The sequence below is a fragment of the Pseudomonas sp. Z003-0.4C(8344-21) genome (assembly GCF_900104975.1).
In the GTDB taxonomy this organism is placed as follows: Bacteria; Pseudomonadota; Gammaproteobacteria; order Pseudomonadales; family Pseudomonadaceae; genus Aquipseudomonas; species Aquipseudomonas granadensis.
On sequence record NZ_LT629756.1, the window covers coordinates 580834 to 596687 of the forward strand.

Genomic DNA, 15854 nt, shown 5'->3' on the forward strand with positions numbered 1-15854 from the left:
CGACGCTCTCAGCGTCAAACTTGCCTGACATCGCGTCAGGAGACTCAGCCCAGAGGCATTTATGAGTACCAACCTCGACCAGCTCACCGATTGGTTGAAAGACCGCAAGATCACAGAAGTCGAATGCATGATCGCCGACTTGACCGGCATTACCCGCGGCAAGATTTCCCCGACCAACAAGTTCATCGCCGAAAAAGGCATGCGTCTGCCGGAAAGTGTTTTGTTGCAGACCGTGACCGGCGACTACGTCGAAGACGACATCTATTACGAACTGCTCGACCCGGCCGACATCGACATGATCTGCCGCCCCGACCAGAACGCCGTGTACCTGGTGCCGTGGGCCATCGAGCCGACCGCGCAGGTGATCCACGACACTTATGACAAGCAAGGCAACCCGATCGAGCTGTCGCCGCGCAACGTCCTCAAGAAAATCCTCAAGCTGTATGCCGACAAGGGCTGGCAGCCGATCGTTGCGCCGGAAATGGAGTTCTACCTGACCAAGCGCAGTGACGACCCTGACTATCCGTTGCAGCCGCCGATTGGTCGCTCCGGTCGCCCGGAAATCGGCCGTCAGTCGTTCTCCATTGAAGCAGCGAACGAATTCGATCCGCTGTTCGAAGACGTCTACGACTGGTGCGAATTGCAGGAGCTGGACCTCGACACGCTGATCCACGAAGACGGCACGGCGCAGATGGAAATCAACTTCCGTCACGGTGACGCACTGTCGCTGGCCGACCAGATCCTGGTGTTCAAACGCACCATGCGCGAAGCCGCACTCAAGCACGACGTGGCTGCGACGTTCATGGCCAAACCGATGACCGGCGAGCCGGGCAGTGCCATGCACTTGCACCAGAGCATCATCGACATCCACACCGGCAAGAACGTCTTCTCCAATGAAGACGGGACCATGAGCCAGTTGTTCCTGCACCACATCGGTGGCCTGCAGAAACTGATCCCGGAATTGCTGCCGCTGTTCGCCCCCAACGTCAACTCGTTCCGCCGCTTCCTGCCGGACACTTCGGCGCCGGTGAACGTGGAGTGGGGCGAAGAAAACCGCACCGTCGGCCTGCGCGTACCGGATGCCGGCCCGCAGAACCGCCGCGTCGAAAACCGTCTGCCTGGCGCCGACGCCAACCCGTACCTGGCGATCGCCGCGAGCCTGCTCTGCGGTTACATCGGCATGGTCGAAGGGCTCAACCCGAGCGCGCCTGTGGTGGGCCGCGGCTACGAGCGCCGCAACCTGCGCCTGCCGCTGACCATCGAAGACGCGCTGGAGCGCATGGAAAACAGCAAGACCGTCGAGAAATACCTCGGCAAGACTTTCATCACAGGCTACGTGGCGGTCAAGCGGGCCGAGCATGAAAATTTCAAGCGCGTGATCAGTTCCTGGGAGCGTGAGTACCTGCTCTTCGCCGTCTGATACGCCGGGCGCGTCGCTCTGGCGGCGCGCCTTCACCGATAACAAGGAGAATTGGCATGACCAGCAACAACCCGCAAACCCGCGAGTGGCAAGCACTCAGCAGTGATCACCACCTGGCCCCGTTCAGCGACTTCAAGCAACTGAAAGAGAAGGGCCCGAGGATCATCACCCATGCCAAGGGCGTTTACCTGTGGGACAGCGAAGGCAACAAGATCCTCGACGGCATGGCCGGGCTCTGGTGCGTGGCGATCGGTTACGGTCGCGATGAACTGGCCGACGCTGCCGCCAAACAGATGCGCGAACTGCCGTACTACAACCTGTTCTTCCAGACTGCGCACCCGCCGGCATTGCAACTGGCCAAGGCGATTGCCGACGTTGCACCGGAAGGCATGAACCATGTGTTCTTCACCGGTTCCGGCTCCGAAGGCAACGACACCATGCTGCGCATGGTTCGCCATTACTGGGCGATCAAGGGTCAGCCGAACAAGAAAGTCATCATCAGCCGCAAGAACGGTTACCACGGTTCGACTGTGGCCGGCGCGAGCCTCGGCGGCATGACCTACATGCACGAACAGGGCGACTTGCCGATCCCGGGCATCGAGCACATCGCGCAGCCGTACTGGTTTGCCGAAGGCGGCGACATGACGCCGGAAGAGTTCGGCGTCTGGGCGGCCAATCAGCTGGAAGAGAAGATTCTCGAAGTCGGCGTCGACAACGTCGGTGCCTTTATTGCCGAGCCGATCCAGGGCGCCGGTGGCGTGATCATTCCGCCCGACACCTACTGGCCACGCATCAAGGAAATCCTCGCCAAATACGACATCCTGTTTGTGGCGGACGAAGTGATCTGCGGCTTCGGTCGCACCGGTGAGTGGTTCGGTAGCGATTTCTACGACCTCAAACCCGACATGATGACCATCGCCAAGGGCCTGACCTCCGGCTACATCCCGATGGGGGGCCTGATCGTTCGTGACAGTGTGGTGGCGGTGCTCAACGAAGGCGGCGATTTCAACCACGGCTTTACCTACTCCGGGCATCCGGTGGCAGCGGCGGTGGGCCTGGAAAACATCCGCATTCTGCGCGATGAAAAAATTATCGAGAACGCCCACAACGAAACGGCACCGTATTTGCAGAAACGTCTGCGCGAGCTGAACGATCATCCGTTGGTGGGTGAAGTTCGCGGCGTCGGTCTGCTGGGGGCGATCGAGCTGGTGCAGGACAAGGCCACGCGCAAGCGTTACGAAGGTAAGGGCGTGGGCATGATCTGCCGGCAGTTCTGCTTCGACAACGGCCTGATCATGCGCGCCGTGGGTGACACGATGATCATCGCGCCGCCGCTGGTGATCAGCAAAGCCGAGATTGACGAGCTGGTTACAAAGGCACGCAAGTGTCTGGACCTGACCCTCGGTGCGCTGCAGGGCTAAGTGCTAGGCTTTGAGCGAGCGGGTTGCGGCTTGCTCGGTCAAAGCTGTCAGAAAGGCCGGTCTTTCCTTGAAAGACCGCCTCGGATCTTGCCAGACTAGCCGCGGTTCCAGTTGTCCGGGTTCGGCCGCTGAACAATGTGGTTCAAAAAAGAAAAATTTGGAGCATGACGCATGAAGGCATTAGGTAAAAAGCTTGCTGGCAAGACACTTCTCGCGCTGTCCGTGGCGGGCATGATGGCGGGTGCGGTTCACGCGGACGACAAAGTGCTGCACGTTTACAACTGGTCCGATTACATCGCGCCGGACACCGTGGCCAACTTCGAAAAAGCCACCGGGATCAAAGTCGTCTACGACGTCTTCGACAGTAACGAAACCCTGGAAGCCAAGCTGTTGGCCGGCAAGTCCGGTTACGACATCGTGGTGCCTTCCAACAACTTCCTCGCCAAGCAGATCAAGGCCGGGGTTTACCAGGAGCTGGACAAGTCCAAACTGCCGAACTGGAAAAACCTCGACGAAGACCTGCTCAAGGCCGTTGGCGACGCCAGCGACCAGGGCAACAAACACGCTTTCCCGTACATGTGGGGCTCGATCGGCATCGGCTACAACCCGGCCAAGGTCAAGGCTGCGCTGGGCATCGACAAGATCGATTCGTGGGACGTGGTGTTCAAGCCTGAAAACATCGAGAAACTCAAAAGCTGCGGCGTGAGCTTCCTCGACGCCCCGACCGAGATGATTCCGGCCGCGCTGCACTACCTGGGCAAGCCGACCAACAGCAAGGACAAGGCTGACCTGAAAGCCGCCGAAGACCTGTTCCTGAAGATTCGTCCGTCGGTTGCCTACTTCCACTCCTCCAAGTACATCTCGGACCTGGCCAACGGCAACATCTGCGTCGCCGTCGGTTACTCGGGTGATCTGGAGCAGTCCAAAACCCGCGCCCAGGAAGCCGGTGACAAGGTCAAACTGGCCTACACCATTCCAAAAGAAGGCGCCGGTACGTTCTACGACATGGTCGCCATTCCCAAGGATGCCGAAAACGTCGAAGCCGCCTACAAGTTCATGAACTACCTGCTCGAGCCGCAAGTGATGGCCGGCATCACCAACGCCGTGCGTTTCCCGAACGGCAACAAGGCGGCCACGCCACTGGTGGACAAGGACATCACCAGCGACCCGAGCATCTACCCGTCGGCTGAAGTGAAGAAACAGCTCTACGCGATCAGTGACCTGGACGCGGCTACCCTGCGCCTGATCACCCGCAGCTGGACCAAAATCAAATCGGGTAAATAAGCCGGTTTGTCGCAGCAACCGCTGGCCGTCGTTTCCGCGATGGCGGCCAGCGGAGCAATTAAATGACAGAAAGTTTTGCTGGATCGGTTTTTCGAGGGTAAGTTGCGCGCCGGTTTTGTTGTCGGGCAGCCATGGCTGTCATGCAGCGCGGGCAACTTGGGCCCAATCCATTTAGAGGACCTCCACTTGCCTGTATTTTCTTCTTTGCGCAAAGCCCTGCTGGCCGCTGCCGGCCTGACCCTGGCTGTCGGAGCCCAGGCCGCCGGTACGGTGCATATTTATAACTGGTCCGATTACATCGGCGAATCGACCCTGGCCGACTTCGAGAAAGAGACCGGGATCAAACCGGTCTACGACGTCTTCGACTCCAACGAAACCCTGGAAGGCAAACTCCTCGCCGGGCGTACCGGTTACGACGTGGTCGTGCCGTCGAACCACTTCCTCGGCAAGCAGATCAAGGCCGGCGCGTTCCAGAAACTCGACAAGGCGCAACTGCCGAACTATTCCAATCTCGATCCGGTACTGCTCAAGCGTCTGGAGCAGAACGATCCGGGTAACCTGTATGCCGTGCCTTACCTGTGGGGCACCAACGGCATTGGTTACAACGTCGACAAGGTCAAGGCTGTGCTGGGCATCGACAAGATCGATTCCTGGGCCGTTCTGTTCGAGCCGGAAAACATCAAGAAGCTGCACAGCTGCGGCGTCGCGTTCCTCGATTCGGCCGATGAAATGATGCCGACGATGCTCAATTACCTGGGCCTGAACGCCAACAGCACCAACACCAGGGACTACGAAAAAGCCACCGCGAAGCTGCTCGCGGTGCGTCCTTACGTGACTTATTTCCACTCCTCGAAATACATCGGCGATCTGGCCAACGGCGACATCTGCGTGGCGATCGGTTTCTCCGGTGACATTTTCCAGGCGAAGAACCGTGCCGAAGAAGCCAAGAAAGGCGTGAACATCGCCTACTCGATTCCGAAAGAGGGCGGCGCGCTGTGGTTCGACATGCTGGCGATTCCCAAGGACTCGTCCAACGTCAAGGAAGCCCACGCCTTCATCAACTATTTGCTGAAACCTGAGGTGATCGCCCAGGTCAGTGATTACGTCGGTTACGCCAACCCCAACCCGGGTTCGGACAAGCTGATGGAACAGTCCATCCGCACCGACGAAGCGGTTTACCCGCCGCAAGCAGTCCTCGACAAGACCTACGTGTCGACCGAGCTGCCAGCCAATATTCAGCGTTTGATGACCCGCAGCTGGACCAAGGTCAAGTCGGGCAAATAACGCACAAACTATCCTGGGTTCGTCTTGCGTGGCGACCTGCTGATTCTGTTGGGAGTTTCGCAAATGGCAGTTGCCTCCGGCGCCTACAAGAAAGCCCTCGAGGGCGACCAGACACCAAAACAGGTGCTGGTCAAGATCGACCGGGTCACGAAGAAGTTCGACGAGACGATTGCCGTGGACGACGTGTCCCTGGAAATCAAGAAAGGCGAGATCTTCGCCCTGCTCGGCGGTTCGGGATCGGGCAAATCCACCCTGCTGCGCATGCTCGCAGGGTTTGAACGGCCCACGGAGGGGCGCATTTTCCTCGACGGCGTCGACATCACCGACATGCCGCCGTACGAACGTCCGATCAACATGATGTTCCAGTCGTACGCCTTGTTTCCGCACATGACCGTGGCGCAGAACATCGCCTTCGGCCTGCAGCAGGACAAGATTCCCAAGGCCGAGATCGAAGCCCGTGTGGCCGAGATGCTCAAGCTGGTGCAGATGAGCCAGTATGCCAAGCGCAAGCCGCATCAACTCTCCGGCGGCCAGCGTCAGCGCGTGGCACTGGCGCGTTCGCTGGCCAAACGACCGAAGCTGCTGCTGCTCGACGAGCCGATGGGCGCTCTGGACAAGAAACTGCGTTCGCAGATGCAACTGGAACTTGTGGAAATCATCGAGCGCGTCGGCGTGACCTGCGTGATGGTGACCCACGACCAGGAAGAGGCCATGACCATGGCCGAGCGCATCGCGATCATGCACCTGGGCTGGATCGCCCAGATCGGCAGCCCGATCGACATCTACGAAACCCCGACCAGCCGTCTGGTCTGCGAATTCATCGGCAACGTCAACATCTTCGAAGGCGAAGTGATCGACGACGCCGAGGGCCACGCGACCATCACCTGCAAGGACCTCGACCGGCAGATCTACGTCGGCCACGGCATCAGCACCTCGGTGCAGGACAAGTCGGTCACCTACGCGATTCGTCCGGAGAAGCTGCTGGTGACCGCCGAGATGCCGACCTGCGAATACAACTGGTCGAGCGGCAAGGTCCACGACATTGCTTATCTGGGCGGTCATTCGGTGTTCTACGTCGAATTGCCGAGCGGCAAACTGGTGCAGTCGTTCGTCGCCAACGCCGAACGTCGTGGCGCACGTCCGACCTGGGGCGATCAGGTCTACGTGTGGTGGGAAGACGACAGCGGCGTGGTACTTCGCTCATGAACATGCGCAAATTCAAACGTCGCATCAATCGAATAATCCCCAATGGCCGGCAACTGGTCATTGGCGTGCCGTTCATCTGGCTGTTCCTGTTCTTCATGCTGCCGTTCTTCATCGTCCTGAAGATCAGTTTTGCCGAAGCCGATGTGGCGATCCCGCCGTACACCGAGATCTATACGTTTGCCGAGCAGAAGCTGCAATTGCTGCTGAACCTGGGCAACTACGCGCTGCTGGGTGACGACGAGTTGTACATCGCCGCCTACCTCGGCTCGCTGAAGATGGCCTTCATCAGCACGTTGCTGTGCCTGCTGATCGGCTATCCAATGGCCTACGCCATCGCCAGTGCGCGCAAAGAGCTGCAAACGGTGCTGGTGCTGCTGATCATGATGCCGACCTGGACGGCGATCCTGATTCGTGTCTACGCGTGGATGGGCATTCTCAGCAACAACGGCCTGCTCAACGGCTTCCTGATGAGCATGGGCCTGATCGACGAGCCGCTGCAGATCCTCAACACCAACCTGGCGGTGTACATCGGCGTGGTTTACTCGTACCTGCCGTTCATGATCCTGCCGCTGTACGCCAACCTGGTGAAGCACGACAACAGTCTGCTCGAAGCGGCATCGGACCTCGGTTCGAGCACCTTCAACAGCTTCTGGAAAATCACCATTCCGCTGTCCAAGAACGGCATCATTGCCGGCTGCATGCTGGTGTTCATTCCGGTGGTCGGTGAGTTCGTCATCCCGGAACTGCTCGGCGGTCCGGAAACCCTGATGATCGGTAAAGTGCTCTGGCAGGAATTCTTCAACAACCGTGACTGGCCGGTGGCGTCCGCCCTGGCGGTGGTGATGCTGGCGATCCTGATTGTGCCGATCATCCTGTTCAACCGCAGTCAGGCCAAGGAAATGGAGGGTAAAGAATGAAACGCTTCCGTTTCTCCAGCCTGATGCTGGTGCTGGGTCTGATCTTCATCTATCTGCCGATGCTGATCCTGGTGATCTACTCGTTCAACGCTTCCAAACTGGTCACGGTGTGGGGCGGCTGGTCGGTGAAGTGGTACGTCGGCCTGCTCGATAACTCGCAACTGATGGGCTCGGTGCTGCGCTCGCTGGAAATTGCCTGCTACACGGCGGTGGCAGCGGTGGCACTGGGTACGCTGGCGGCCTTCGTGCTGACCCGCATCACCCACTTCAAGGGCCGCACGCTGTTCGGCGGCCTGGTGACGGCGCCGCTGGTCATGCCGGAAGTGATCACCGGTCTGTCGCTGTTGCTGCTGTTCGTGGCCATGGCGCAGATGATCGGCTGGCCACAGGAACGCGGCATCGTCACTATCTGGATCGCTCACACCACGTTCTGTGCGGCGTATGTGGCGGTGGTGGTGTCGGCGCGTCTGCGTGAGCTGGACCTGTCGATCGAGGAGGCGGCGATGGACCTCGGCGCGCGGCCGTGGAAGGTGTTCTTCCTGATCACCATCCCGATGATCGCACCGTCACTGGCAGCGGGCGGGATGATGTCGTTCGCCCTGTCGCTGGATGACCTGGTGTTGGCGAGCTTCGTCTCCGGGCCGGGTTCGACGACCCTGCCGATGGAAGTGTTCTCGGCGGTGCGCCTGGGCGTGAAGCCGGAAATCAATGCCGTGGCCAGCCTGATTCTGCTGGCGGTGTCGCTGGTGACCTTCCTCGTCTGGTTCTTCAGCCGCCGCGCCGAAGAAGCGCGCAAGAAAGCCATCCAGCAAGCCATCGAAGAAAGCGCAGCCGATTCCTGGAAGCAACCGGACGCGCGCCGCGCACCGAGTCCGGAAGCGGCGTGAGCCCTGTCGGGTTGGTTGCTTTTTCAAGACCAATCCATATCCCTGTGGGAGCGGGCTTGCCCGCGATAGCTATCTGACATTCGACATTGATGTTGACTGTAAAGACGCCATCGCGGGCAAGCCCGCTCCCACAGGTTTTTCTGCGGTCAGGAAATCCAGGGAGAATTGCGGATGACCTCGACGAAGTTCAGCGGTTTGAACCCCGGCTCCTGATCCTTCAGCACATCGGTCTTCACATTCCCAAACGTTGTCTGCGGACGGTGACGCAAGCCATCGGCAAACGCGCAGATTATGCATTCCTTGAAGCCTTCACCGCGTGGATGCGCATGCACCACCGCCTCTCGCTGCACGCTGCTGAACGCCGCGTAATCCATGCCCAGCACATCCATTTCCACCCCGGCAGTGACCAGCGCCACGGTCGGACGCAGATGTTTCGGCACGCCCGGTGTCGTGTGCAGCGCAATCGACAACCACACCTGTTCGATATCGTCGTCGCTCAGTCCGTAAGGCTTGAGAAACGCTGCGGCGGCATTGGCGCCATCCACTTCGAAACGTTCTTCATCACTGCGATGACCTTCGACCAGACCGAGGTCGTGGAACATCGCGCCGACGTACAACAGCTCCGGGTTGTAGGCCAGTTGCCGGCGCTCGCCGCTCAGCGCGCCGAACAGAAACACCCGGCGTGAGTGGTGATAGAGCAGGTCGGATTCGATGTCGCGAATGTACTCGGTGGTGGCCCGGGCGAAGGCGCTGTCGGGGATCCTGATGCCGGCGATGCTGGTGCTCATATCGGTTGCCTCATCGAAAACGCCGTTGTGGCGCTGGTGAGGAAAGTCTGTTCCTGGCGCTAAAGACCAACAATCGAGACGTGGCTGCGATCCTTGCCAATCAACCTGCAAATCGTGCCAACTCGGCAAACAGACCCAGCGGAGCTTCACAGCATGAGCAAATCCGTCGCCATTGTGGTGTTTCCCGGCGTGCAGTCGCTGGACGTAAGCGGTCCCATGGACGTGTTTGCTGAGGCCAACCGGTTCCTCGCTCCGCAGGATCACTATCGGCTGGAAGTGATCGGCGTCGAGCACGGGGCGATGGCCTGCTCCAACGGCCTGAGCGTGAATGCGCATCGGCATTTCAGCGAAGCGCTCGAGCCCTATGACCTGTTGTTGGTCGCCGGTGGGCCGCAGTTGCCGTTCATGGATTTCGGCAGCGCTTTCGATAGCTGGCTGCGTGAGGCTTGCGCGCGGGTGCAGCGCTTCGGCTCGATCTGCAATGGCGCGTTCATGCTGGCGCGGGCGGGGTTGCTGGACGGGCGCACGGTGACTACTCACTGGAACGATGCCGAGGCCTTGGCGCAGTTGTGCCCGGCCACGCAAGTCGAGGCTGATCGCTTGTACGTCGAGGATGGCAGGCTCTACACCTCGGCCGGGGTTACGGCGGGGATCGATCTGTCGTTATATCTGCTGGCGCGGGATCACGGCGCCGAGGTGGCGCTCAGCGTGGCCAAGCGGCTGGTGGTATTCACCCAGCGTTCCGGTGGGCAATCGCAGTTCAGCCCGTTCCTCACTCCGCACGCCGAGCCGACGTCAGCGGTAGCGATGGTGCAGTTGTATGTGCTGGCCAATCTCACCGGCGATCTGACGATTGCCGATCTGGCCAATGCGGCGAACATGAGTGCGCGCAATTTCTCCCGGGTGTTTGCTCGGGAGGCGAAAGTCACGCCGGCAGAGTTCGTTGAGCGCGCGCGGGTTGATGCGGCGCGGGTGATGCTGGAAAGCACCGCAGCGCCGCTGAAGACCGTGGCCTATCAGTGCGGGTTTCGCGATGCGCAACATATGCGCAGCGTGTTCAATCGGCGGCTGGGGGTGACGCCGCAGCAGTTTCGGATGAATTTTGCGCTGGATGTTTGATGTGGGCTTGAGCTCGAAAGCCCTCACCCCAGCCCTCTCCCAGGGGGAGAGGGAGCCGATTGGGGGATATTGAAAAAGTACGCCGACGTGAAAGGCTCATGCTGAATCCATAATCGACACCGCGCTATCAGGGCGATGTATAACGCCAGACACTTCGGTCGGTCCCCTCTCCCTCTGGGAGAGGGCTAGGGTGAGGGGCTTTTAACGTACTCGCGCCGGCAACAGCTTCAAGGTACTGCGCGTATTCGCCGTCACCTCTTCCTCGCTGAAATGCGCCTGCACATAGATCCCTTCCACATACGCCTCGGCCTGATCGTCGTAGTGACTGTCGAACGGCACGCCGCTCTGGCCCACCGGGTTGATCGTCAGCCCGTGCGCTGGATCGGCGAAATCCACCAGTCGCCGCGTTGATGGCCCATACGTAACGGGCCACGGCGCCGGGCCGATTTTCGCTGAGAGGTTGTTCGGCACTTCATGGCTGCCCGGCGCCGGGAACGGCCCGACGTTGAACAGACGATCCAGCGGTTTTTGCTGGCCCAGTGGATGGCCATGGGTCAGGGTATGCGCCGCGCCCCATTGCCACGCCGCCACATCGTCGCCAAGGGTCAGCTTCAGATGGTGCAGGCTCGCCTGCCATGCTGCGCGGACGATATCGACGCGAGTCTCTTTCGCGGGCGTGCTGCGGTTATCCCACCACGGCGAATCGGCATTTGCCGCCAGCCTCGGCAGCGCTGCATCGATCACCCGCGTCGACAGCAGCGTGTCGAAAAACTCGTTGCCCAACTCATCGCGCATCGCCGCATCGGCCAGGTCGTACAGGAACTGACTGAACAGCGTCGCACTGACCGAATCCAGCGGATAGTCGCCGGGCCACTGCGCCAGTTGCTCGACCAGTTTCAGCTGCGCGGGATCGCTCACCACCTCGCGCAACACCGGCAGCAACGGTGCGAGCAGGCGCGGGCCGTAGCCGGTCGCGGTGCCCAGTTGCAGCTTCTGATTGGCTTCGTTGCTCCACTTCAGATGTTTGTCGCTGAGCTGACGATTGAGCTGCTGGCCGCGATCGGCAAGGTTGTAGTAACCGGGAATCGGCATGCCGGTCGGCGACACGGGCTGAAAGTTCGCCGAGACGATATAGCCGCGCGACGGGTTCTCTTCCTGCGGGTTGGCGCTGAACGGGTAGTAGCCGTCCTTGTCCGCCTGATTTGTGCTGCCGTCGAGAATGAATTCCGGCCTGACCCCGGCGGGCCGCTTCGGTAGCAACGCCGAGGCCCACCAGGCGATGTCGCCCTTGGCATTGGCGTAAACCAGATTCAGTCCCGGCGCCTGGACTTTCGCGGCGGCGGCACGGGCCTTGGCCAGGGTGTCAGCGCGGTTGAGCTGATAGAAGCCTTCCAGGATCGGGTTCGGCGTTTCGAGAAACGCCCACCACATGGCGATCGGGGTTTTGCCCGCCGCCGCACCCAATGCGTCGTTGACGATCGGGCCGTGGGGCGATTGGCGCAGGGTGAGGGTCACCGGTGCCTGGCCCTTCACCTTGATCTGCTGTTCAGTGACGAGCAGGTCAGTCCACTGGCCGCGATACCAGATCTGATTGGGGTTGTCCGGATTGACCTTCTCGGCGATCAGGTCCAGATCGTCGTTCTGGAACATGGTCAGGCTCCAGCCGAAATCCATGTTGTGGCCGAGGAACGCGAACGGCACCAGCGCCTGATGATGACCGTACAGCTCGAAACCCGGCGCCGACAGCTGCGCCTCGTACCACACCGACGGCACCGAGAAACGGATGTGCGGATCGCCAGCCAGCAACGGCTTGCCGCTCTGGCTGCGACTGCCGGCGATGACCCAGGCGTTGCTGCCTTCGAACTGCGGCAGGCCGTTGTCGATCAGCGCCTGCTCACTGAGGCGGGCGAGGGCGTTGAGGTCTTTCCAGTCACTGGCGGCGAGGGCGGGCGCCGCGTGGTTGTGATCGTTGACGAGGACGCCTTTGCCTTGCCAGTCGAGGTCGAACACGTTGAGGTAATCGGCGCCGAGTTGATCACGGATGAAACTCAGCAACGGCTCGGTGCGAAACGCCGCGGCGAAGCTGTAAGCCATGTAACCGGCGACGCTAATGCTGTCTTCGGCAGTGAACGGCCGCTTGGGGATGCCCAGCACGTCGAATTCGATTGGCGCAGCGTGGCTGTCCTGATATTGGTTGATGCCATCCAGATAGGCTTGCAGGCCCTTCCACGCCGGTGATTGCTTATCCAGGCTGGCGACGTAACTGGCGGCGCGCTCGCGAATGCGCAGGCTGCGAAACAGTTTGTCGGTGTCGAGCAGTTTCGGCCCGAGCACCTCGGCCAGTTCGCCACGGGCGAGACGGCGCATGGCTTCCATCTGGAACAGCCGGTCCTGGGCATGCACGTAGCCGAGTGCACGATAAAGGTCGGTTTCGTTCTCGGCGCGAATGTGCGGCACACCGCGCTCGTCGTAGCGCACGGTCACCGAGCCCTGCAGATCGCGCAGCTCGACCTGGCCCTGACGCGTCGGTTGTTTGCTGTAGACATACCAGCCCAGCGCGCCGAGCAGGGCGACAATAAGCAAAGCGAGAAGGGTGAACACGCGCTTCATGGTGACTCCTTGTGCAGGCGGGAATGGCCGCCCGTCGGGCTGCAAACAATTAGCACAGAGCCTCTATGCCGTGCAGCGCAATCCTTGAAATGTCCGGAATGCCTTACTTCGCCTCCACCGGCCATGGGCAATAACAACCCACCGCCAGCGTATGCGTGGCATTGACCGGTCGGTCTTCCGTCAGGGCATGCAAAATCGGTTCGATGAAGCTGTTGCTGGAATTGCAGGTCAGGCCTTCGCTGTACGGTCCAAAGTAGGCCAGTTTGCCGCTGCGGTCCCAAATGGCCACGGCGGGGCTGGCGGGAATTTGTTCAGAACCCGGCAGGACGACGATGGTTTTCAGGCGGGTGAGGGTGGCGGGCAATTGGCCGTGGCTGCCGGGTTTTTGCACCGCGAAAAATTCCACGCCGCGGGCGCCGAACTGCTCGACCATTTCGCTCAGGTGCTGTTGGTTGCCGACGTTGCACGGGCAGGCCGGGTCCCAGAAATGTACGAGGCGGATGTTGCCCGGCCCGGCGAGCTCATCCGGCAGGCGTAGCGGATCGCCGGAAAACACCGCCGTGTGCTCGCTGAATGCGCGCAGATAACGGATCTGAAACCAGTCATACGCGGCCCACAGCACGCCGGCGCAGATCAGCGCGAGCAGGCTGGCGAACAGTGCGGTGCGGTAGGGCGAACGCATGGATTTGGTTCCTCAGAGGCCGGCTAGCTTGCCATGCTTGCCGCGACAGATGAATATCGCAGGCCGATAAAGTCCGTTTACCGCTTTGGAATGTCCGCATGCCTGATACTTTCGACCCCGATCAAATCCGCGCGAGCCTCAAGCCTCTGGCCGAGTGGCAGCCGCTGTCGGACGAGGCGAAGGCGTATCAGCGCTTCTACCAGACCGATTTTCCCGAACGCGATGTCTGGCGCGGCATGGGCCGTTTCGAAGTCGATGGCTATGAACTGGTCAGCCATTGCTGGTGGCCGGAGAAGGTCAAGGCGACGCTGTTCCTGCTGCACGGTTATTACGATCACACCGGCCTGTATCGGCATGTGATCGAGTGGGCGCTGGATCAGGATTTTGCCGTGATCGCCTGCGACTTGCCGGGGCATGGCCTGTCGAGCGGGCCACGGGCGAGCATTCGCGATTTCGCGGAATATCAGCACATGCTCCAGGCGTTGTTTGCCGAAGCGCAGTCGATCGCGCTGCCGCAGCCGTGGCACTTGTGCGGGCAAAGCACTGGCGGGGCGATCGTAGTCGATCATCTGCTCAATCATGGCGAGGGCAGCCCGGCGCAGGGCCAGGTGATTCTGTTGGCACCGCTGGTGCGGCCGCGGGCGTGGGGATGGTCGCAGCTCAGTTATTACCTGCTCAGGCCCTTCGTTCGCGGCGTCGCGCGGCGCTTCAGCGAGAATTCCAATGACCCGGATTTCCTGCCGTTCCTGCAGGCCGATCCGTTGCAGCCGCGGCGCTTGCCGACCCAATGGGTGGGCGCGTTGTCACGCTGGATCATTCGCGTCGAGCACGCGAAAAAAAGCCCGCGACGGCCGCTGATCATTCAGGGGCAAGCGGACATGACGGTGGACTGGCAGCACAACCTGCAAGTGTTGAAATGGAAATTCGATCGACCGCAGATTTTGCTGTTACCCGAGGCGCGGCATCATCTGGCGAATGAGACGGCTGATATGCGCGAGGAGTATTTCGAGTTTCTGAGCAAGCGGATCAAGGGGCGGAATGCGTAGCGCATTGCTCAAGTAGCGGTCTGCCAAGTAATCAACTAGTAAGTGGCAATTGCCCGGCATGTTACTTTCCTCTTTAAGTTTTAATTATAGAGGGAGCTGTTTGTTAATATTAGAAAACTTATGCAACGGTTGGAGTTTCGTCATTTGCTCTTCTCTGCGTTATTTTGATTTTGCGGCGGAGTAGCCAGTTGGGTAAATACCAATTGTCTGCTGCCGACGATCAAACCTGATTAATATAACTGCACGAGCGGCGGGCTACTTAAGTAGTGTGTGCGCTTGAGGAATGTTTATGACTGCTCTAAATATAGTCCCTGCTCTCACGGGCTATCAACGAAAATCCTGGATGGGAGATCTGCGAAGTTCCATTGGTAACAAAAAGCTTTGGCAACTGAGCCTGCCGGGAACTCATAATGCCGGGATGGACCGCTATGCAAATTATAGTAACTCTTATATTACTTGCCAGTATGACACTTTCTGGTACCACCTGGAGAGCGGGATAAGGGTCTTGGATATTCGCTTGAAGTATTTTTCTGGCTATTCGAATACGGGTCTTCGGTTCAGGCACACGCATAGCCTAGAGTCCGGCAGGACACTCAGCGAAATGATGAACGCGGTTCGTGAGTTCCTCCAGAAGAATCCAACTGAAATCGTTATCCTTGATATTCACGAATTATCGACTCAGAGGGGGACGCCGGTTCCATTTCAGGAGTTGCATAATTATTTCGTAGGTGAGTTCGGCTCGGCATTGATCCCGCGAGCGGCGGTCAATATGACCTTGAATGAGATCAAGGCCAACTACCCAAGGGGCGGGATTGTCCTTGCTGCACCGAGCGGTTTATCCAATCTGAATCCAACTTTGATATGGTCTCAGATCAATCATCGTTGGGCGGGTAGTGGATTGGTCAGTACTTCCCGACTTTACAGTCACATTGACGGTGTTATGCGTAATCCGCCCGCAGCGGGTGCCTTATGGTCGATGTCTGCCACCTGCTATTCGGGTTGGGGTGTGCAAAATATCAAATCCGAATTGAACAACTGGTATTCAATCGGCAGCGAATGGCAGCGCAAAAGCAACATCATCAATGTGGATTTTTTCAATGATTCCGAGATAGTTCGCAATTGTATTGAGAGCAATCTGCGCAAGTGACCCGTCGCGTCAAGTTGCCCAATTCATGGCGGGGAAGCCCCTC

Annotated in this window: 13 protein-coding genes; 10 read left to right on the top strand and 3 right to left on the bottom strand. The window is 59.6% G+C overall.

Going from position 1 to position 15854, the window contains the following annotated elements; genetic code table 11:
* The first annotated feature begins 61 nt into the window (after nt 1–61).
* From BLU24_RS02660 to BLU24_RS02690, 7 genes are all read left to right on the top strand, one after another.
* Nucleotides 62–1420 (top strand): glutamine synthetase family protein, encoded by a 1359-nt coding sequence (locus tag BLU24_RS02660; RefSeq protein ID WP_093097313.1) that lies wholly within the window; start codon nt 62–64, stop codon nt 1418–1420.
* Nucleotides 1421–1476: 56 nt separating this feature from the next.
* Nucleotides 1477–2841 carry an aspartate aminotransferase family protein gene (locus BLU24_RS02665; RefSeq protein ID WP_090287293.1) on the top strand — a complete coding sequence of 455 codons (1365 nt, stop codon included), beginning with the start codon at nt 1477–1479 and terminating at the stop codon, nt 2839–2841.
* A 171-nt stretch (nt 2842–3012) separates the two neighbouring features.
* Nucleotides 3013–4125, top strand: coding sequence for a polyamine ABC transporter substrate-binding protein (locus BLU24_RS02670; protein WP_090287291.1), 1113 nt, complete (start codon nt 3013–3015; stop codon nt 4123–4125).
* 186 nt (nt 4126–4311) lie between these two features.
* Nucleotides 4312–5409, top strand: a complete 1098-nt coding sequence (locus BLU24_RS02675) for a polyamine ABC transporter substrate-binding protein (protein WP_093097316.1) — start codon at nt 4312–4314, stop codon at nt 5407–5409.
* Between the two features lie 63 nt (nt 5410–5472).
* The gene (locus BLU24_RS02680) at nt 5473–6615 is read left to right on the top strand and encodes an ABC transporter ATP-binding protein (RefSeq protein ID WP_090287288.1); all 1143 of its coding nucleotides are present in this window, start codon (nt 5473–5475) and stop codon (nt 6613–6615) included.
* Between the two features lie 35 nt (nt 6616–6650).
* The gene (locus BLU24_RS02685) at nt 6651–7532 is read left to right on the top strand and encodes an ABC transporter permease subunit (RefSeq protein WP_172833310.1); all 882 of its coding nucleotides are present in this window, start codon (nt 6651–6653) and stop codon (nt 7530–7532) included.
* Nucleotides 7529–8419 (top strand): ABC transporter permease subunit, encoded by an 891-nt coding sequence (locus BLU24_RS02690; RefSeq protein WP_090287284.1) that lies wholly within the window; start codon nt 7529–7531, stop codon nt 8417–8419. The genes BLU24_RS02685 and BLU24_RS02690 overlap by 4 nt, the downstream gene beginning before the upstream one ends.
* Nucleotides 8420–8565: 146 nt before the next feature.
* Here the strand turns inward: BLU24_RS02690 and BLU24_RS02695 are convergent, their stop codons facing one another.
* Nucleotides 8566–9207, bottom strand: a complete 642-nt coding sequence (locus tag BLU24_RS02695) for an HD domain-containing protein (RefSeq protein ID WP_093097319.1) — start codon at nt 9205–9207, stop codon at nt 8566–8568.
* 153 nt (nt 9208–9360) lie between these two features.
* Here BLU24_RS02695 and BLU24_RS02700 point away from each other — a divergent pair, with 153 nt between their 5' ends.
* Nucleotides 9361–10326, top strand: a complete 966-nt coding sequence (locus BLU24_RS02700) for a GlxA family transcriptional regulator (protein ID WP_093097322.1) — start codon at nt 9361–9363, stop codon at nt 10324–10326.
* 201 nt (nt 10327–10527) lie between these two features.
* On the opposite strand, the gene BLU24_RS02705 is transcribed toward BLU24_RS02700, so the two are convergent.
* Nucleotides 10528–12936, bottom strand: a complete 2409-nt coding sequence (locus BLU24_RS02705; RefSeq protein WP_093097325.1) for a penicillin acylase family protein — start codon at nt 12934–12936, stop codon at nt 10528–10530.
* 103 nt (nt 12937–13039) lie between these two features.
* Complete coding sequence (locus BLU24_RS02710) at nt 13040–13618, bottom strand: DUF6436 domain-containing protein (protein WP_093097328.1); 579 nt, start codon at nt 13616–13618, stop codon at nt 13040–13042.
* A gap of 98 nt (nt 13619–13716) precedes the next feature.
* Here BLU24_RS02710 and BLU24_RS02715 point away from each other — a divergent pair, with 98 nt between their 5' ends.
* A complete protein-coding gene (locus BLU24_RS02715; RefSeq protein ID WP_093097331.1) occupies nt 13717–14664 on the top strand; it encodes an alpha/beta hydrolase in 948 nt (315 codons plus the stop codon).
* 289 nt (nt 14665–14953) lie between these two features.
* Nucleotides 14954–15811 (top strand): phosphatidylinositol-specific phospholipase C domain-containing protein, encoded by an 858-nt coding sequence (locus BLU24_RS02720; RefSeq protein ID WP_157720816.1) that lies wholly within the window; start codon nt 14954–14956, stop codon nt 15809–15811.
* Nucleotides 15812–15854: the final 43 nt, after the last annotated feature.